Genomic DNA, 18,305 nt, shown 5'->3' with positions numbered 1-18,305 from the left:
CCAACGATGTTATACCTCCTGCAAGTTCACATTTTTCATTGCGTTCTTTCATTCTTTACTTGAGTGAATTTTATTTAGTTTATTGTTTTATATGACTTTATTTTTTTTATGGGAAGAGAGTTTATTTTGGTTCCCAACAGTAGAAACTAAAACAACATTAGATAGAAAAAATATTAGTCAGCGCAGCTAAACGCATGAATATGCAAGAATCGTTATCTTAGGAGGTTTTAAATGACAATGACAAAGCAACAATTCCAACAGAAACTCGAGCACTGTTTGTGTCCTCCTGGGGACGGCGTATTTACGGTCAATACCGCTAAAGAAAGAAAGGACGCGTTAAGAACAAAATTGTACGGTCAAACCGAGGGTGTCGATGTATTGTGGAAAGAATCACTCACCACGCTTGAAAACAGTGAATACAAAGCGGCGATTTTGGGGATCAGCTCAGATTGTGGTGGCGGAATTTTAAGAGGTGCTAATTGGGGCCCACTGTTTTTACGCTCAACCCTGATTGAACAACACCCTCACATTAGTGCATTTGATTTGGGTGATGTGCGCGTTATTCCTCACTTGCTACACGATAAGTATCTAAATGATGCGACGATAAGCAACTGCCAAAAGGCATTGTATCAAGATGATAACAGCGACTATTACGTTTCGCCGTTATCTATCACCGAAGATGTGTGTGATGGTTTTTATCAGCAGCACCCAGACAAAGGGATTTTTGGTATTGGCGGAGATCATTCGATCAGCTACCCACTAACCAAATCTTATTTAAAAGCCAAAAGAGCGGCAGGTAAACGCACTGCTATCATTCATTTTGATGCACACACAGATTTGCTAGTTGAACGCTTAGGTATTGATTTGTGCTTTGGTTCTTGGTGTACACATATACTTGAATACTTGCCGGCTTCTCATCACTTAATTCAGTTTGGTATTCGCTCTAGTGGTAAAGATAAAACACATTGGGAATCGACATTTGGTGTGAAACAACATTGGGCGCATGAGATTCGTGAGCAAGGTGCTGATGCGATAGTAAAGCAAGTTATTGCACAGCTTAAAGCTGATAACGTTGATGAGCTTTACGTAAGTTTTGATATTGATGCGCTGGATGAAGAGTTTGCTTCGGCTACAGGTACACCTGAGGGTAACGGTATGACCCCTGACGAAGCGATGACGATTTTGCGTGCATTACGTGAAGAGTTTCCGATCACTGGCGCTGATATGATGGAAATCGCGCCGTTTACAGATAGCTCGTTAGTTGGTCAATCTAGCTCTGAGACAACCCTGCGTGAAGGGGCGAAGATCTCAGCATTTCTCATAGACGCTATCAATAACTCTTAATCGCAGCATTATCACTTCTGAACAGGTAGGTTTCTTATACTACCTGTTCAAAACAGTACATTCCCTAGCAATTCTGTTGTAATTCCAGTAAGTACGCTATATTTCTTGTTAGTCCACAGGGTTACAGGTTGTTACTAAATGCATGTATGGTTAATCATTTTGGGAGTATTTTCATACGCAGCTAGTGCAAGTGATCTCAATGTGTTCACAGAAGAGTTTCCCTACTTTCAATATACCGACGCAAATGGAAACCTTGTAGGTTCGGCTGCAGACAAAGTGAGACAAGTACTTGATAAAGCGCAGCTTGATTACAGCATCAATGTCAATCGTTGGTCTGTCACTTACAGTGCAGCTCAACGAAACCCCAATAGCTGTATTTTTTCTATTGCTCGGGCACAGTCCCGTGAAAAGCTATTTAACTGGTTGTTTCCTCTAGGTCAATTCAGTGTGTCATTTTATGGTTTGCGAAATCGAAAGTACGCAATTAATTCGTTGGAAGATGCAAAGCAATATAAAACCGCAGTGATCAGACAGAACTTTAGTCATTTGTATTTAAAAGAACATGGTTTTGTAGATGAACAGCATTTATTGATTATTTCAACTTTTGACAACGTGTTTGAACTGTTGGAAACGCGCAAAGGGCTGCTTGATTTAGTCATTTTAAGTGATGTGCAGTTTGATTATAAGAGTAAGGGCGAGCCTTTAGCAAAAGAGCTGGAAAAGGTTTATACCTTACCCAACTTTGGTGCTGAACTTTACTTTGCATGTAATAAGGAGCTGCCTGTGCGAATAAAAAATAAGATCCTACAGGCACACAACGAGTTGTATCAGTGAGCACAGACTCATCGCCAAAATAGCTTTATTTTTTTATGGTTGGCCACACAAAACCGTGAAAGGTATCTAAATATAACTGTTCGACTTTTTCTCTTGCCCAAGGGGTTTTGCGTAGAAACTTCAAACTGGATTTCACACTCGGATCATGGGTGAAACAGCGAATGTTAACCGCTTCGCCCATTGCTTGCCAGCCTAACTCCTTCTCTAGCTTTATAATTATATCTTCTAGTTTTACGCCATGTAATGGATTATTGGGCTGTGGTTGAGTCATTAGATCACCTGAGTCTTAAAACGCCTATTTTACCCTGATTGTCTTTACTGGGTCTAGCCTAATGGGCTGTCCTTCTTTATCTGCCTTTAGCCACACTAACTGACTTTGCGGTTGGTTTACATACTTATGTGTACAAACAAAAGTGTGTTCAAGTTGCTTTATGAGCGACCCTTCACTGTACTGCACACCTTGATACCAACATACGTTATAAGGCGTTTCTAGGAGAGTCACATTTTTGTGATTTGTATCAACAGCAAATGCATTAATCGCAGTTAATAATACAGTCATTGAAACGATATAAATAAGTGATTTCATGGCGGAATTCCGAGAGTTGGCTAATCTTAAATTGACGCAATTTAAGTGTACGTTATGCATAACACTATATCGCTAACTATATAACAAGATTAAAAGAAAAGAAGGGGATCGCAATGGCGTTTGATCAAAATATGATGGCAGAGCTAACATTACTGGCTAAGTTTCCCAGAACCAGTATGCATCAGGGCATTAAAATACATAGCAATGCGGAACAAAGCTTGCGTGATGCAGCGCAAAGACTCTATGACAAGGGGATAATTGATAGCCCAGATGGCGGTTATCTTACCGATCTGGGCTTGGATCTGATCTCACACTTAGATCAGGTCCACTGTGCTTTACAATAAAACTATTGCGCGTCAGGTTGATTCTCTGGCGCAGCATCACTAAATGCCGCCATTTCATTGCAGCGCGCGTAGATAGCAGCGATTTTTGGATATGGCGTCATATCGACTTTAAAGCGAAGCGCATTAAACACCTGTGGGACCAAACACACATCTGCCAGTGTTGGCTTATCGCCAAAGCAAAATGGTGAATCACCAAGCATAAGCTCAAGCTTTTTAAATCCTTCGATAACCCAGTGGCGATACCACGTGTTTTTTTGCTCATCGTCCACATGTAGCTCTTGGCTTAGATACTTCAGTACACGCAAGTTATCAATTGGGTGGATATCACAGGCAATGGCGTAACAGAAATTTCGCACTTGGGCCTTTTGCCATGGATCATTTGGCAACAGCGGCGTGTCTGTGTGGGTTTCTTCTAACCACTCCAAAATAGCAAGAGACTGGGCTAATACTCCTTGATCTGTTTCCAGCGCTGGTAACAGGCCTTGCGGATTCTTACTGGTGTAACTTTCACCTTGTTGCTCCGATTTAAGCAGATTTACGCCGACTAATTCATGGGGAATGTTTTTCAGATTAAGTGCGATACGCACACGATATGCTGCGGATGAGCGGAAATAAGTATACAGTTTCATTAGTTGTTCCTTAATCACGACAAAAGGCACTCATTGTGAGTGCCTTATGAAATAGAGCATTAAGCTTAGCTTACGCGCCTTTGTAGTATTTTTTAATACCTTTCCAACAATCTAGGTAATTTGGCTGACGCTCTTTACCTTCAAGGGCATACTTAGTTGGAGAAATAACGTAGCGAGATTCAAACATAAACGCGAGTGTATTTTCGTAGCGTTGAGGCTCTAACTCGGCGTTTGATGCTTTTTCAAATACGTCAGCTTCAGGACCATGAGGAGACATACAATTATGTAAGCTCATGCCACCTGGTACAAAGCCATGTTCTTTTGCGTCGTACACGCCTTCAATCAAGCCCATAAACTCACTCATAATATTACGGTGGTAATAAGGCGGGCGGAAGGTGTTCTCTGCCACCATCCAGCGTGGTGGGAAAATCACAAAATCAACGTTTGCTACACCAGCAGTACCTGACGGTGAAGTAAGTACGGTAAAGATTGACGGGTCTGGGTGGTCAAAGCTTACGGTGTTCATTACGTTGAAACGGGCTAAGTCATATTTGTACGGCGCACTGTTACCCGTCCAAGCTACTACATCCAGAGGTGAATGGCTGATATCACAACGGAATAGGTTACCGTTAAACTTAGCAACCAGCTCAAAATCACCTTCTTTATCTTCAAACGCTGCGACAGGGTATTGGAAGTCACGCTCGTTGGTATAACCGTTTGCACCTACAGGGCCACGTTCAGGAAGAATAAGCGGATGACCGTAGTTTTCACAGATATAACCACGTACTTGATCGCTAATAAGTTCAACTGAGAATTTAATACCACGCGGAATAACAGCAATTTCACCAGGGCGAAGAGCTAATTTACCGCATTCAGTGTGTAACACGAGCTCACCCTGTTGAGGTACAAACAATAACTCGCCATCAGCGTTATAGAAGTAGCGGCCTTCCATTGATGCATTCGCCACGTAAACGTGAATACCAATACCTGATTGACCATTGGCACTGCCGTTGGCGGCCATGGTGACTAAACCATCAATGAAGTCGGTTTTTTCAGCTGGAATTTCAATTGGGTTCCAACGTAGCATAGTTGGTGGCGTAGGGACTTCTGTGATAGGCGCAGTACGCACTAAGCCGTTATCCATAGCCTGATAGTCGCCTTGTACTACAGATGGACGAATACGGTAGAACCAGTTTCTGCGGTTGTCTGCACGCGGCGCTGTAAAAGCTGTGGTGTTGTATTGCTCCGCGTATAGGTCATATTTTACTTTTTGTGGAGAAAACTGGCCAATTGGCAAAGCGCCAGGTAATGCTTCGGTTTCAAACTCATTACCAAAGCCTGTTAGATATTGAAATTCGTTGCTCATAGTCTTTGACTCCTTAGTAGATGTGTCTAAGATACTCTCATGTGAGAGTATTATCAAGTGTCTTTCAATGATCCTTTTGTATATAATTGTTTACGCGTGTATGGGCGTATGGCTAAGAGTTGAGTGAGATGTCACTAAAAATAGACGAATTTTTACCTTATAGACTGGTGAAGTTGGCAAATAAAGTCAGTGCTGCTTTTTCAGAAGTTTACTTTGAGCAGGCTGGGTTAACTGTACCGCAGTGGCGCGTGATTGCGCACTTGGCGCAGCAAAAGCAGTGCTCTGCAAAGCAATTATGTGACTTGGCTGAGATTGATAAGTCAACCATGTCGCGAGCCGTTAAGCAGCTAACGGATAAACAACTTATTGAGCTTTGTGCAGACCCCAACGATAAGCGTGCTAAGTTGCTGAGTTTGACGCACATGGGTGATGTACTTTACGCTGAACTGTCGCCTAAAGCCCTTGAGTGGGAGCAGGGGTTATTAGTTGAGCTATCTGACAATGAAAAGCAGGTGTTACGACATGTTATGGATAAGATAGAGCAGCAAGTTGATAAGCAATAAGCTCAGTTACTGTGTCATTAAAATTAGTAAAAAGGGCATAAGTGAGAAGTAAATCAATTTAAGGTTGTATTGGGCTGATGTATAACACCAGCCCTAGAGCCTTAATCAGATCACTGTGAGTGATGGCTTATTTCTCACTGGGCGCGCTAAATCTAAATACCCAATACAATAAAATGACGAACAAGAAGTTTAAATATAAACTGCTGAAAGGAGCGTAGTCATACCAAAACCCATCTAGAGAAAACCCAGTAATTTTGTCTCTTAATCCAAAAACAAAAATAGTTGATACAACAACCGAATAAACCACAATGCTCATTGAGCAGCAATTTGTATATTGTCGGTAGCGCCGCTTAGAAGCTTTCAAACTCCCAGCCAAAAACATCGCTAAACACAAAGCTCCAGCGCAGTTAAACAAAAATGGCATACTGATCGTGAGCAATTCAGATGAATCTTGATAATTAATACCGCTGCCAATAAACGACGTCAGAATTAAATCGAACGCTATGATAAATACTAAAGAAAACAATAAACAAATATAGGTAATCTTATTTGCATAATAGTTCATGCGATGTCCTTTTGGCATTATTAATGACGACGAACTTATAGTTAGAAGCGCTAGATAGAAGCTGAGTCCAATAAAAAGGCCAACATTATGTTGGCCTTTTAAATTTATGCGCTAATCAAAGTGAGATTAGAACGTGTAACGAATACCGATTTTCGCTCTCCACGCTGATGCTTCACTGATTTCAGTGTAGTTACGAACATCTGCGCCTTTGTAACGAGGTTCGATGATAAGTTTACCGTCATCGTCTAGGCCACCGAAGTCATAAACAGCTTGGTCAGAGAACTTCAACTTCTTCTCTACACCCCAGTCGCTGTTCAGCAGGTTAGCGAAGTTCTCAATCATGACGTAGAACTCACCTTTATGATCTTTGTAGAAGCCAGGAATTTCTTGCTTGAAGCTGACATCCATAGTAGTAACCCAAGGCTGTGTACCAGTGTTACGGTCAAGTAACTGGCCACGCTCAGAAATACCCGCACGGTTTAGCAGCGTCTCTAGCTGGTCCCAAGATAAGCCTGACTCTTCCCAGTTTACATTGGCATCATCAGCACCTGTTGGGATGTATGCTAAATAAGCAGATGTGCTGTTAAAGTCACGAGTATCACCTAAATCACCATCACGGTATGAGCCCATTGTATAGCTAAATGGACGACCTGAACGGCGCTCAAAGAATACGTTGAACTTAGATGCATAACCGTCGAAGAACTCAGTGTTGTAGCTCATAGTAAGCTTGAAGTTGTGCTCAACTTCATAGTGACCACGGCCTACTAAATCTACGTTACGGCTGTGTACAGTCGCGTACTGGTAGTTACTTTGTGCACGTGATGAGCTTCCTGGGTTTACATCTTCAACGTCCTGATGTGTATAGCTTGCTGAAACGTATAAACCATTTTCAAACTCTTTAGCAAGTGACGTACTAAAGATAACTGAGCGACCATTCTCTTTTGAGTTAGTCATCATGATGTCGAAGTTATCTTTTAAGTCACCTTCATAGATGCTTTCATAGATAACACGACCCGTTGCAGATGTGCCCACTGGTGTGATTGCCGTGTTGCGCCATACCGCTTCGTTCTCTTTCTTGTGATAAGCAAGTTCAGCTGTCCATTTGTAGCCATCGCCTAGTAGTTCTGAGTCGAAATCATACTCAAAACCTACTTGTGCACGAACGCTTGAAGGTAATTCGAAGTTCGGATCTGTGTAGTTTGTGCTACCAGCACCTTTTACCAATGAGCCCTTTATTTCATCTGGCACACGAGTGATATCTACTTGCTCAACACCGGCAAAGTAATCGTTGATTGCATTTTGTGGTGCAGTTACATAAGTAATACCATCGTTTTGGAATGGTGCGTTATACCAAACGTTAGGAATACCGCCTTGGAAACGACCAATACCACCATTAATAGTTAATGACTCTGTAGCGTAGTACTTAAATCCAACACGTGGCAAGATGATGTCCAAACCATCAAGGTTTTCTGTGTTTGAGTAACCATAAGTGCTTAGGAAGTTTTCGTTTAGCTGAGCTTCATCGCTTGAAGATAAACGCTCATAACGAAGACCTGCTGTTACTTCTAAATCATCAGTTGGGTAGAACTTGTCTTCAACGTAAAGTGCAAATTGGTTGCGTGTTGAGTCATACGCCATATCGTTGGCATCGTTGGTGTACGCATTACCATAGCTGAATCGATAATCATCTCTGCTAATGTGTAGTTTCTTATTTGCGAAATCTTCTAAGCTGCCAAATGTCCAAGAACCACGAGAGTTCTCTGCAAATAGGTTGTAAAGACGTAAGTCTTTATACTGAGCACCAAAACCTATTTCGTGCTCACCAAGCAGGTAAGTCGCATCAAACGTCAACTCTAATGTTTCAGTTTCACCAACGTTGTTGTGGCGGTATTCTGTTGCACCAAACTCAAAACCAGCACCACGACCACCATCTAAATAGACGTTGATTTGACCCAAGTCAGAATTTGTATGACTAACATTGCTTACATCTTTGTACGCAATGCCAAATTCAGTGGTGAAGTCATCAGACCAATCAGAGTAAATCTTCGTTGCAAAGTTGTTGAACTTATAAGTCATTGTGTAAAGACTAGACTGCATTTGCACAGTTTCATTGTCGTCTTCTTGGAAATCTCTGACTTCTTCTTCATTTTGCCACTGATAAGTAAAATCAGCACGGTGTGCATCGTTGATGTTCCAGCTTAGCTTTATAAGGATACTATCACTGCTGTCATCTGGATTGCCACCAACCGTGTCTTGAATGCCGTAAACGTCATTCAAAGTGGTAATGAATTGGTCGTAGTCAGCTTGGCTAGCGACAAACTCTTTTTCTGCACCTGAGCCTGCAAAACCATAACCTAGCTCCTTTTCTTTTCTCCATGCGTTGTAGTTAACGAAGTAGAAAAGCTCGTCTTTGACGATTGCGCCACCGGTACTGAAACCTAAGCGCTTTTCAGTGACTTCAGTTTTTACTTTCTTAGAGTCGTAGGTTCTGTGTCCGTCTTCATCTAATACTGAATCACGGCCATCAACATTTTGTGTGATGTTGTCAACTTTACCACCAAGGCTTGGTGAGCTGTGCTCATAAAAACCTGTGAAAGAGTACTCGTTAGAACCTGACTTAGTAACAGCGTTGATTGTACCACCGCCGAAGTTACCTTTTTTAGCTGAGAAAGGTGAAGCGTCAACTGAAATTTGCTCAATCGCATCAAGTGCTACAGGAGGCTGAACAGTCGGGTATCCACCTTTTGCAAGACCAAAGTCATCATTTTGGCCGATGCCATCAACTGTTAGGCTGTTACTACGTGGGTTGTTACCTGCAATCGTTAATTCGCCATCACCGTTAATGCTTGCTAGTGGGTTGATACGCGCTACATCTTTAATGTCGTTATTAAAGCTTGGTGCATTTTCAATGGTATCTGCACCAAATACGCTGTTTGAACCGCCAGCTTGTTGTACGATTTTATAACCAGTCACTTCAATTTTTTCTACTTGTTGTAGTGGCTCTAACTGGTTAACGATACGGTGCGTGTCGCCTAGCTCTAGGAAGATGTTATCTAGCTGAGCGTCAGAATACTTGTCTGAATCAATTACGACGCGGTAAGGACCACCTACACGAAGACCTTTTGCGATAAACGCACCAGATTCGTTAGTAGTAAAAGTACTTACAGTGCCTGTTGGTTCGTGAATAACAGTAACTTTAACGTTAGCGGCTGCATCACCAGTAGGAGTAGTGATTTTACCACGCATTGCTGATGAAGTGTCAGAAGCGAATGCGCTTGCTGATACGCCAAGAGCTAATGCTAAAGCGCCTGCCACTCTAGTTAAGCGAACGTTTTTCATTGTGTTGTTTCCCGTGTGTTTAGGTTATGTTGATTTCAATTAATAAAAGCTAAATCGATGCGTCCCTGAACAAACAAATATTTAGCCGTAAAACTATTGTACCCATCAATTACTGCTAATTAACCACAACAAAACACGATTAGCTCCTTTGAGGAGGCTAACCGTGCTTGATTCGTGTATTAAAAGCTCAATCGATAGAATTTACTGCTTAGAAGTTATATTTAACACCAAAGCGAATTTCGTATAACGATGGCTTTATTTCAAAGTCTGTACCTGATGGGTTATTGAACTTTTCAAATACATACTGGCCATTGTCATTGATTGACGCGGTAACAGCGTTTTGCATTGAGCTACCAGTTTTTAACGTACCCCAATCATCGTTCAGTAGGTTACCTACGTTTTTAATCACAAAGAATGCTGAACCTTTATGACCTTCGGCAAAGCCACCAAACTCTTGCTCAACTTTAAGGTCAAAGGTTACCCACCATTCACCTTCTTGTGAGTTACGACCTTGAATATAGCCGCGTTTCAAGCCCTCACGTTCAACCCAAGCGTCAAAACCTGCTTTGTCGAACTCTTCGCCATATACAACGTGTCCGTCCTCAGCATTTGGTACGTATAACAAGTCGCGGTTGTCGTCTGCATAACCGAACATGCTAGAACGTTGGCCTTCAAACGTGTACGAGTAAGGGTTTGTTACGCTTGCTTGACCAAATAGACTGAACTTAGTGTCTAGGCCGTCAAATAACTCATGACTGTACGATAACGACATAGTCGCACGGTGAGGCACTTCGTAGTCAGATCTAGATACACCTGGGTTTTGTGGATCATACGCTGCGATTCTATGGAAGTTAGAGAACGCAACAGAGCTGTCCATTGGGTGTACATCTTGTGACACTGAATAGGCATAAGAAAGTGCAAGGTCAATACCATTGTCAAATGACTTGTTCATACCGAATGACAATACATGGCTGTAACCATCATCACCTTTTACATTAGTCAGCATTAAATCTGATTCACGTGAGTGTAGTGAGTCATTATAAATTGGACGACCGTCTGGTGCAGTTTCGTCAGTTGCAAGAGTAATATTCTTGATGATTGCAGAGTCTTGTTTGTCTGTGTACAAGTAATCAACAGTGAATACATAGTCAGATTCAGTGATGTACGTGGCACCCAATGAGAACTTCCACTCTGAAGGAATTTCAAAATTAGGGTCAGTTACGTTAGTGCTATCATCAACGCTACCTGTACTGATTGCATCATATAGAGACTGTGGAATCGCATAGCCTGGTTTACCACCATCTACGAATGCAACTGCATCCGGACCGAGTAACTGAACATCACGTGCACTTTCTTGAATATTACGAATACCGTCGTTTGAGTAGCTGTTTGAGATCCAAACGTTCGGGTTGCCGCCAGAATACAGACCAATACCACCGCGCAGTTCTAACTGATCGTTATACACCCAGTTGATGCCTAAACGCGGCTGTAGCAAGTCAACGCCATCTAGATTTTGTTGATTTGAAAAGCCAAAACGTTCTTCAAAGTTCGGGTTGTGAGCCGGTACATCGTCACTGGTGTACCAATCATAACGAAGGCCCGCTGTGATGGTCATATCGTATTCGATAAGATCAAATTTGTCCTGGAAATACAATGTGTTTAAAGCGTATTTGAACTCACCTGCAGCATCAGCTGGATTGTGAGAAGAAGCATTACCGTAGTACACACGTGCTACACCTTCACGAAGAGCATCGATGCTAGCAAAGCGGTGCTCACCTTCATTGTGTTGCACGAACATGTTGAATACGTCTAATTCTTCACGCTCATAGCCAAAGTACAGCTCATGCTCGTCTAAGTAGTAAGTACCTGCAAATTTTAGTGACAGGTTGTCGTATTTTAGTTTGTTAGCCTGACGAGAATCATCTGGACCTAGGTATACATTCACGCCATCAACGTTAACTTGGAATTCACCAAAACCTGAAGCGCGGTCTAAAGAGATTTGACGGTTATCAAGCTCAGAGTAGCCGATACGAATTTCTGTAGTGAATACATCAGTCCAATCTGAGTAAATAGAGGTCACAAATGATTGTAACTCGGCGCCACGCTCATAGAAGTGGTTTGATAATGACAATCTATCTGAGCCTGAATCAGACTGTGACAATGAAAAACCATCGTTGTAGTTATATACAAAGCTTGCACGGTGATCGTCGTTGATGTTCCAGTCAAGTTTAACGAGTAGCTTTTCGTCTTCTACAGGCATGCTTGGGATCATAGAGCCTGCATCGTAGCCATAAAGATCTTTGGTAATCGCTACGATTTCATCGATATCAGTTTTTGAGATTTTACCGTTAGCATATGGGGTATATTCGAAGATTTCAGACCCTTCTAATTTCTCATAGCTGGTGAATAAGAATAATGAATCTTCAATGAGTGGTAAGCCAACGTTGAAACCGTAGCGTTTCTCGGTGTAATTACCGATGTTTTGTTTCTCGCCGTCGATTTGATCTCCAGAAAGAGAGTCATTGGTGTAGTCAAAGAATACGCCACCGGTCAATTCGTTTGTACCAGACTTTGTTACAGCATTGATGTTACAAGAAGTGAAACCACCGTACTGAACATCAAATGGGGCAAGCTCTACAGCTACTTGAGCGATTGAGTCAAACGAAAATGGCATACGCTCTGTAGGGTAACCATTGCTGTTCAAACCAAAGTTATCGTTCATGCGCATACCGTCAACAGTTAAGCTGTTGAAACGTGGGTTACCACCGGCACACTGAATTGCACCAGAGTTACTCTCGTCTACATAAATGCGAGGGTCAGTACGAACAATGTCTTTAATATCGCGGTTGATAGCTGGTTTGCTTTGTAATTCTGCTAACGAGAAATGTGTTGCTGGGCCCGTACCGCCAGACTGAGCTGTAATTGGGCGACCGGTTACCACAATTTGTTCCATATCTTGCTGTGACTTCAACTGCACAGAAACTGGATAGGTTTTACCAAGAGATAGGTAAATGTCTTCAAGCATCGTATCTTCAAACTTGTCTGAGTCTACGATAATTTGGTAAGGACCACCTACACGAAGGCCTTTTGCTGAAAAAACACCACTTTCATTAACTACGGCTGTTTTAACTGAGCCAGAAGGGGTGTGAATAATGGTGATTTTGGTACCAGCTGCTGGATTACCCTGAGGACCAACGACTTGTCCTTTTAGGCTTGATGCCGTGTCATTAGCAAATACAGCACCGCTGGTAGCTAAACTTGCTGCAATCGCAAGCGACAGCGAAGTTTTGCGCAAAAGAGTTTTCATTATATTGTTTCCCGTAAAATTTAGAGCTTACTAGTTAGTTAATCAGCAGTTTTAGAAGTCTTAAGCGCTTCTTTTAATGGCTGCGCCTTTTTATCAAAAATCTGGTTCAACAAACCCGCCAATCTTATGCCGCCTTGTTGTAAGCGAGTCTTAACTGTTGGCATATATTTGTAAATGTACCCGTAACTTATGTCAGTTTCATTTAAGTTATAAATTTTTTCAGAAATATGGTGAGACTCTAGCAACCAGTCAGCAGGCTCACTGTTCAAATAGTCTTCAATGATAGCGCTATTTGACGTTTTTATGAAATTTGTAAACTCAGTGTAAGACAAGCTTTCGTTTTCTATCAGGCGAGTGTCCCACGTGGTGTGTAGATTGGTTTTATCACCGAAGAAAGTAACATCAATTTTGTTGCCTCCGTGGTCTGCAGCACGGCCAGCATGGAAAGGCTGATGGCTGTCACCAACTAGGTGTACTAAAAAGCGCAGTGCGAATCGTTTTTCGTCAATTGAGGCGTTTTCAGATTTTAATGTGTTGATGCCGTAGTAGATGCCATCAAGAATATTCTTTACTTGTTCTTTAGAAGAGATGTTGTGATGAACATGCTGGTGCATGTTGTCGGCGTCTGAAACGTTAATATAGTGCCATTTGGAAGAAGTTTTGCTCCAGAACTTGCTGCTGTCAGAGCGCATTTCGTCTGCCCAAGTGGATACTCTAGCAAGAGAGTCACCTTCAAGTAGCGGCACTAATGCTTGCTTAGTTGTCGGCGTGAGGTTCTGCTCAGCTAATTCTCCAACAATACGATGACCATTTTGGCCCCAAGCAATGGCTTGAGATGAAGTTACTATCGCAGCAACGGCTACTAATTTTGACAAATTTTTTATTAACATGACTTATTTACTCTGAGTAAAACGCGGTGTTCAACCGCCATTTCAATAAGGTCAATTGTCCGTGTTTTTCAAGAAAATAAAAGGAGTCAATTAGATTCATAATTTCTTATTAATAAAGCATAATAAACAGTGAGTTATATCATTTAAGTAAAGTTACCTATTGCAATAAGTAAAGGAACTTGTTGTAATGGCTTTGTTTCTGGGCCAATAAGTTTTCCGTTTTGAAGAATCGATACCGTCTGAACAAAAAAACAGCGTTTTTTTTAGTGCTACTACTCAGTTTGATAGGAGCATGGTCGCTCCCCAATTTATGGATTAACAGCGATTTAAATAAACTGCTACCTGTCAGTTCCTACTCGTATACATGTAAATTCCCCTCAGCAGTGAATAATTCGGTGTTTAGAGTCCATGTGCCAGTGCAAAGCCTTGCTAGTCGACTACAAAGCTCACTGTGTGACAATGAGGTATTAGCCAAGCAGTTTGGCACCGTAGAGGTGTATTGGGGAGGCAGTTTAGCTGAGCAAATAGAATTTTTAGCGAAGGGCATAGCGGATCTCATTTTGAGCAAAGACAACATCATGGAAGCCATGATGGCGGAGTCTACTCAAAATTATATGCCTTTGATTGGTTATCCAAGCTACACTGCTTTTTTTATCTCCAGCCGTGAAAAGCCAAGAATTGAAAAGGCTTATTTCTTAGACAAGAAAATAGGCTTGGTAGATTATCCGACCAGCCGTTCAGGCCATATTTTACCTAAACAGGTTTTTAAACAACTGGATATTGATGTCTCTGCGTTGAGTATCGTCTACGCAAGTTCCCATAGTGCGTTGCGAGACTTGCTGTCAAAAGGAGAAGTGGACATTATTGCTTCATATTGGCAAGACAACGATCAGCAGCGTTTCTCAAAAAATTACATTACCCCGATTGCAGATAATGTGAGTGGTAGCAAGTGGTATATAAAAATGAGCGATGAAAACACAGACTTGGCTTGCTCATTACAGAACAGCGTCAATGATGTGGTCAATGACATGCAGTCAAACTACTTCAGTTCTCTTAAGCATTATTGGCAATGCGAGAAGCCACCTTATGGATTTGTTGAGGTGAACAGAAATGAAGCCTAATTACCATATGCTCTCTAGCTTGTTGCTTTTTTTAGTGATATTCATCAGTGTTTTTGCCGTGTCACAACATTCACTGATTAAAAGCAACAGTCAGTTAGATATAAGTAAATTAGCCACACGTGTCGCATTAGATATAGATATGCTTCCTATCGCCGACCCATTGTTTAACTATAGTGGTAATGAACAAAAGGTTGAGCAATACATCGCGTCTATCAATGAGCAGTTAGCTGCAAGCAAATCGAGAGTCAGGCTGACGGGGTTAACCAGTTCCAGTAATATTGAACAGGCCAGTAAAGGTAACGTTTATACGCTTAACTCAGCGCACCGTCACATTGGTTTTTTCTACGAGGTTAATACTCATATTTCATGGTTAAGTTACTTGCTGCCAATTACGATGGCTTTTGGCGTCTGGGGCGTTTATTTATGGGCGTTTGTATTTAGCCGAAAACACACCAAAGAGACGTCTTTGGTGCAAGAGGTCGAGGTGCCGAACTTAGTAATTGACCTCAATACAAAGTATGTCAGTTTGAGTACGGATGATCAGGTTCAAATCCAGTTGGCGAATAAACCCTTATGTTTCTATATCGCGTTAGTGGAGTACTGTGTTGCTAACCCAGAGGTAATTCTTAACCCAAATAAGGATGTACCCGATGAACTTATTGCAATTGCTAACAAGTATTTTGAGCGGTTAACAACATTGGGACACACTGTACGGAAAAAGCCTAACTTTTCGAATAGTCTTGAAAAGACCTTAAGTGAGATTCGCGCCGCGTTAGACGAAGTGTTCGTGGAGCACTCCGAACTCAAGGCAAAGTACTATCCGCCAAAGGCGTATGGTGAAGGGTCTCGTTCAAAATTACATAGTTATGGGCTGATACACATTGAGCTTGAAGATATTCAAGTCATAGGTAAATAGGAAGGGAGGCGGATTGCCTCCCTATCTTTATCAAAGCAAGTTTACTTTGATTGGAGAGTGAGTTTGCAAGTACTGCTTGAGGACTTCAGCATCAGTCATGCTTGTTGGTTTATACCCGGCCATGTTCACTAGGCTAGGGTAACCATCACCACCTGATGCGTTGTAGCTATTAATGCTCATTTTATAGGTTGCATTGAAATCGAGCGGCTGAGAGTTAATCATGACATTGCTCAACTTGCCATCGACATAATCGAATGACAACCCGTAGTATTGCAAATAGGCACCTGAATCTGCTGGGAAACTAGTGACGGTTTTTAAGTATTCGTATAGTTCACCCCCTTGCCATTGCATTAACGTAATACGATTTTTAAAGGGGTGCACTTTTAATATGTCTTTGTAACTAACATCTCCCGCTTCAATACTGTGTCTAATGCCGCCGCCACTGATCAAACCGAAATCAGCACCTACTGCGGCCATTTGTGCCTTAATAATCAAGCTAGCCAACTTACTTGGTTTAAAGCGAACTGTGTCACGTTTGCCATCAAGGTAGCCGTCCACAAAACCAACGCTACCCATCAGTTTTTTTTCACCAAATGCTTGATATGGTTGTAGCAGTGTTGTCATTTGTGCATCAGGCTTTATGTATGGATTGACGTATTCGTCGTGGTTATTTTTTAAATTTACAGGAATCAGCTCGTAGCTAATAAGGGTTTTTTCGCCGTTTTCAATTTTAAACTCGGCTTTACCAACGAATTTCCCCCATTCGTGTGCTTGCATGATCCATACGCCGTTTTGCTTATCGGGAACACAAGCTTTACCAGGCGCGAATTGTGTGTCTGGGTTGCCTTGAGAGTCAACACAAACAGGTTCCTGTGAATGTCCGCCAATTATCATGTCTAGCGTCCCTGGTGCGATGTTACGTGCAAGCGTTACATCGCCTGGGGCATTAATACCAAAATTTGCATCGTGATAGTGACCCATGTGCGTGACCGCAATAACGACATCCACATCATGTGATGCTTTAATCGCTGTTACTGTAGACTCAACAATTTGTGCAGGGTCAACGAAAATCAGATCTCCCAAATATTCTGGGTTAGCGATTTTCGCTGTGTCAGGCGTTGTTAGTCCCACGACGGCTATCTTCAAACCATGCTTATTAATCAGCGCATAAGGTTGGTAAGCGTGAGTGTTATCTTTAGTATGCAGAATATTGGCAGAGAGCAGGGGAAAGTTCGCCCATTGCTGCTGTTTCTCTAAAATGTGGAGTGGATTGTCAAACTCGTGATTACCAATTGCCATGGCATCATAGCCAAGCAAACTCATGCCCTTAAAATCGGGCTCTGCAAATTGTAAGTCTGATTCAGGGATACCGGTGTTAATGTCACCACCAGAAAGTAATACGACTGCATGGCCCTTTTGCGCAGCTTGATCTCTCAATTGATCAATAAGCGTTTTACGGGCAGCCATACCATACTCGCCCTTTTCATTGTGCCAAAAACGACCGTGGTTATCATTGGTATGAAGTACGGTTAAATATTGTGTGCTGTGATTGGAAGTGAGCTGACACGAAGACAGAAGCGTACAAAAAAGTACAAAAAGCAAAATGCGCATATAGACCTTTGTCAGGTAAATTCAAATATGCGCCCATTTTAAACTAAAAACTCTAAATATAAATGATAAAAATTATGAATTTTTAGAGTTAGCGCAGGCTGCAAACACTGCATCTTCTCGACGCATCAACTCTTGTTTTGCTAGCTGTGACTTGTCATGATTGACCTCAACCATCCAGTTAAGAAAGCTAGCAGGTAGTTTAGTATAAGGTTCCCCTGCATGGAGCCCAAAATCACATATTGGCATTTCGTTATTCATTGTGTTCACCCTCATGATTATTGGAGACACATGCTAACAAAATACGCGAGTATATAAAGAACTTTATGTTACATACTGTGGGTTTTTAATAACGACTGGTTATATAAATGTTACAGCCAATGCTATCCATTGCATAATTACGAATAAACAGCCAAGCATAAACAGCCTAAAACGGGTTAGAACATGGTTGCTTGTTAAATGAACCCAGCTATGTGCCAAGCGAGAAATAACAAACAGTGCGGAATTTACAGCAAAAAACCAACCGGTTGCCTGTAGATGTAGCCCTAATAGGCAAACCACAAAAAACAACACTGGAATTTCAAATTGGTTTTCAAAATTTCTGCTTGCAAGTTGCACATTTTCAGGGGCTTGGCTTAGCTGCATCGTTTTGAAAGCCGCCAGAGGAATATCACCTTTGTGAGCAGCAGCAAAGCGGCGTCTGCCCATGATCACCATCACTGCAAAAGTAAGAAAAGTTTGTAAAAACATAGAGATAATTATAATTTTTGTGGGATTGATGAGCATAGTAATATAGTCCTTGGTTTACAGAGTGTTACAATCGAGTCTGCTAATTAGTTGCAAAACATCACCATAGTAAAGACTATTGATGTCGTTAAGCAAATACAAAATGG

16 protein-coding genes are annotated in these 18,305 nt (G+C 41.7%); 6 read left to right on the top strand and 10 right to left on the bottom strand.

Going from position 1 to position 18,305, the window contains the following annotated elements; genetic code table 11:
* The first annotated feature begins 231 nt into the window (after positions 1 to 231).
* Entirely contained in the window at positions 232 to 1,344 is a 1,113-nt protein-coding gene (locus C2M32_RS17820; protein ID WP_105169662.1) for an arginase family protein, read from the top strand.
* Positions 1,345 to 1,482: 138 nt separating this feature from the next.
* On the top strand, positions 1,483 to 2,178 hold the full coding sequence (locus C2M32_RS17815) for a substrate-binding periplasmic protein (RefSeq protein ID WP_105169661.1): 696 nt from the start codon (positions 1,483 to 1,485) through the stop codon (positions 2,176 to 2,178).
* A gap of 25 nt (positions 2,179 to 2,203) precedes the next feature.
* Here C2M32_RS17815 and C2M32_RS17810 read toward each other — a convergent pair whose 3' ends face one another.
* Positions 2,204 to 2,449 carry a VF530 family DNA-binding protein gene (locus C2M32_RS17810; RefSeq protein ID WP_105169660.1) on the bottom strand — a complete coding sequence of 82 codons (246 nt, stop codon included), beginning with the start codon at positions 2,447 to 2,449 and terminating at the stop codon, positions 2,204 to 2,206.
* A 24-nt stretch (positions 2,450 to 2,473) separates the two neighbouring features.
* Positions 2,474 to 2,764 (bottom strand): DUF1496 domain-containing protein, encoded by a 291-nt coding sequence (locus C2M32_RS17805; RefSeq protein ID WP_158678266.1) that lies wholly within the window; start codon positions 2,762 to 2,764, stop codon positions 2,474 to 2,476.
* A 113-nt stretch (positions 2,765 to 2,877) separates the two neighbouring features.
* Here C2M32_RS17805 and C2M32_RS17800 point away from each other — a divergent pair, with 113 nt between their 5' ends.
* Entirely contained in the window at positions 2,878 to 3,108 is a 231-nt protein-coding gene (locus C2M32_RS17800; protein ID WP_070983036.1) for a TIGR02647 family protein, read from the top strand.
* Positions 3,109 to 3,110: 2 nt separating this feature from the next.
* On the opposite strand, the gene maiA is transcribed toward C2M32_RS17800, so the two are convergent.
* Positions 3,111 to 3,737 (bottom strand): maleylacetoacetate isomerase, encoded by a 627-nt coding sequence (gene maiA, locus C2M32_RS17795; protein ID WP_105169658.1) that lies wholly within the window; start codon positions 3,735 to 3,737, stop codon positions 3,111 to 3,113.
* A gap of 70 nt (positions 3,738 to 3,807) precedes the next feature.
* A complete protein-coding gene (hmgA, locus tag C2M32_RS17790; RefSeq protein ID WP_105169657.1) occupies positions 3,808 to 5,103 on the bottom strand; it encodes a homogentisate 1,2-dioxygenase in 1,296 nt (431 codons plus the stop codon).
* Between the two features lie 128 nt (positions 5,104 to 5,231).
* Here hmgA and C2M32_RS17785 point away from each other — a divergent pair, with 128 nt between their 5' ends.
* A complete protein-coding gene (locus C2M32_RS17785; RefSeq protein ID WP_105169656.1) occupies positions 5,232 to 5,666 on the top strand; it encodes a MarR family winged helix-turn-helix transcriptional regulator in 435 nt (144 codons plus the stop codon).
* A gap of 691 nt (positions 5,667 to 6,357) precedes the next feature.
* Here C2M32_RS17785 and C2M32_RS17775 read toward each other — a convergent pair.
* The 3 genes from C2M32_RS17775 to C2M32_RS17765 form a co-directional block, all read right to left on the bottom strand.
* Positions 6,358 to 9,570, bottom strand: a complete 3,213-nt coding sequence (locus C2M32_RS17775; RefSeq protein ID WP_105169654.1) for a TonB-dependent receptor — start codon at positions 9,568 to 9,570, stop codon at positions 6,358 to 6,360.
* Positions 9,571 to 9,778: 208 nt separating this feature from the next.
* Entirely contained in the window at positions 9,779 to 12,877 is a 3,099-nt protein-coding gene (locus C2M32_RS17770) for a TonB-dependent receptor (RefSeq protein WP_105169653.1), read from the bottom strand.
* Between the two features lie 38 nt (positions 12,878 to 12,915).
* Complete coding sequence (locus C2M32_RS17765; protein WP_105169652.1) at positions 12,916 to 13,767, bottom strand: S1/P1 nuclease; 852 nt, start codon at positions 13,765 to 13,767, stop codon at positions 12,916 to 12,918.
* A 410-nt stretch (positions 13,768 to 14,177) separates the two neighbouring features.
* Between C2M32_RS17765 and C2M32_RS17760 the strand changes: the two genes are divergently transcribed.
* Both C2M32_RS17760 and C2M32_RS17755 read left to right on the top strand, forming a co-directional pair.
* A complete protein-coding gene (locus C2M32_RS17760) occupies positions 14,178 to 14,888 on the top strand; it encodes a PhnD/SsuA/transferrin family substrate-binding protein (RefSeq protein WP_234401336.1) in 711 nt (236 codons plus the stop codon).
* Positions 14,878 to 15,804 (top strand): hypothetical protein, encoded by a 927-nt coding sequence (locus C2M32_RS17755; protein ID WP_234401335.1) that lies wholly within the window; start codon positions 14,878 to 14,880, stop codon positions 15,802 to 15,804. Before C2M32_RS17760 ends, C2M32_RS17755 begins: the two co-directional genes overlap by 11 nt.
* 30 nt (positions 15,805 to 15,834) lie before the next feature.
* Here C2M32_RS17755 and ushA read toward each other — a convergent pair whose 3' ends face one another.
* The 3 genes from ushA to C2M32_RS17740 all read right to left on the bottom strand — a co-directional run bounded on the left by ushA (position 15,835) and on the right by C2M32_RS17740 (position 18,162).
* On the bottom strand, positions 15,835 to 17,415 hold the full coding sequence (gene ushA / locus C2M32_RS17750; RefSeq protein ID WP_105169651.1) for a bifunctional UDP-sugar hydrolase/5'-nucleotidase UshA: 1,581 nt from the start codon (positions 17,413 to 17,415) through the stop codon (positions 15,835 to 15,837).
* Positions 17,416 to 17,487: 72 nt separating this feature from the next.
* Positions 17,488 to 17,673 carry a hypothetical protein gene (locus tag C2M32_RS17745; RefSeq protein WP_105169650.1) on the bottom strand — a complete coding sequence of 62 codons (186 nt, stop codon included), beginning with the start codon at positions 17,671 to 17,673 and terminating at the stop codon, positions 17,488 to 17,490.
* A 99-nt stretch (positions 17,674 to 17,772) separates the two neighbouring features.
* The gene (locus C2M32_RS17740; RefSeq protein WP_234401334.1) at positions 17,773 to 18,162 is read right to left on the bottom strand and encodes an MAPEG family protein; all 390 of its coding nucleotides are present in this window, start codon (positions 18,160 to 18,162) and stop codon (positions 17,773 to 17,775) included.
* Positions 18,163 to 18,305: the final 143 nt, after the last annotated feature.

Source organism: Pseudoalteromonas sp. T1lg23B (genome assembly GCF_002964665.1).
Classification (GTDB): domain Bacteria; phylum Pseudomonadota; class Gammaproteobacteria; order Enterobacterales; family Alteromonadaceae; genus Pseudoalteromonas.
This window is presented reverse-complemented; position numbering and strand designations above follow the sequence as displayed.

Coding starts and splice junctions, on each gene's coding strand:
- maiA (WP_105169658.1), bottom strand. CDS start 3,737: ATGAAACTGTATACTTATTTCCGCTCATCCGCAGCATATCGTGTGCGT.
- C2M32_RS17815 (WP_105169661.1), top strand. CDS start 1,483: ATGCATGTATGGTTAATCATTTTGGGAGTATTTTCATACGCAGCTAGT.
- C2M32_RS17740 (WP_234401334.1), bottom strand. CDS start 18,162: ATGTTTTTACAAACTTTTCTTACTTTTGCAGTGATGGTGATCATGGGC.
- hmgA (WP_105169657.1), bottom strand. CDS start 5,103: ATGAGCAACGAATTTCAATATCTAACAGGCTTTGGTAATGAGTTTGAA.
- C2M32_RS17810 (WP_105169660.1), bottom strand. CDS start 2,449: ATGACTCAACCACAGCCCAATAATCCATTACATGGCGTAAAACTAGAA.
- C2M32_RS17745 (WP_105169650.1), bottom strand. CDS start 17,673: ATGAATAACGAAATGCCAATATGTGATTTTGGGCTCCATGCAGGGGAA.
- ushA (WP_105169651.1), bottom strand. CDS start 17,415: ATGCGCATTTTGCTTTTTGTACTTTTTTGTACGCTTCTGTCTTCGTGT.
- C2M32_RS17775 (WP_105169654.1), bottom strand. CDS start 9,570: ATGAAAAACGTTCGCTTAACTAGAGTGGCAGGCGCTTTAGCATTAGCT.
- C2M32_RS17805 (WP_158678266.1), bottom strand. CDS start 2,764: ATGAAATCACTTATTTATATCGTTTCAATGACTGTATTATTAACTGCG.
- C2M32_RS17770 (WP_105169653.1), bottom strand. CDS start 12,877: ATGAAAACTCTTTTGCGCAAAACTTCGCTGTCGCTTGCGATTGCAGCA.
- C2M32_RS17755 (WP_234401335.1), top strand. CDS start 14,878: ATGAAGCCTAATTACCATATGCTCTCTAGCTTGTTGCTTTTTTTAGTG.
- C2M32_RS17765 (WP_105169652.1), bottom strand. CDS start 13,767: ATGTTAATAAAAAATTTGTCAAAATTAGTAGCCGTTGCTGCGATAGTA.
- C2M32_RS17800 (WP_070983036.1), top strand. CDS start 2,878: ATGGCGTTTGATCAAAATATGATGGCAGAGCTAACATTACTGGCTAAG.
- C2M32_RS17820 (WP_105169662.1), top strand. CDS start 232: ATGACAATGACAAAGCAACAATTCCAACAGAAACTCGAGCACTGTTTG.
- C2M32_RS17785 (WP_105169656.1), top strand. CDS start 5,232: ATGTCACTAAAAATAGACGAATTTTTACCTTATAGACTGGTGAAGTTG.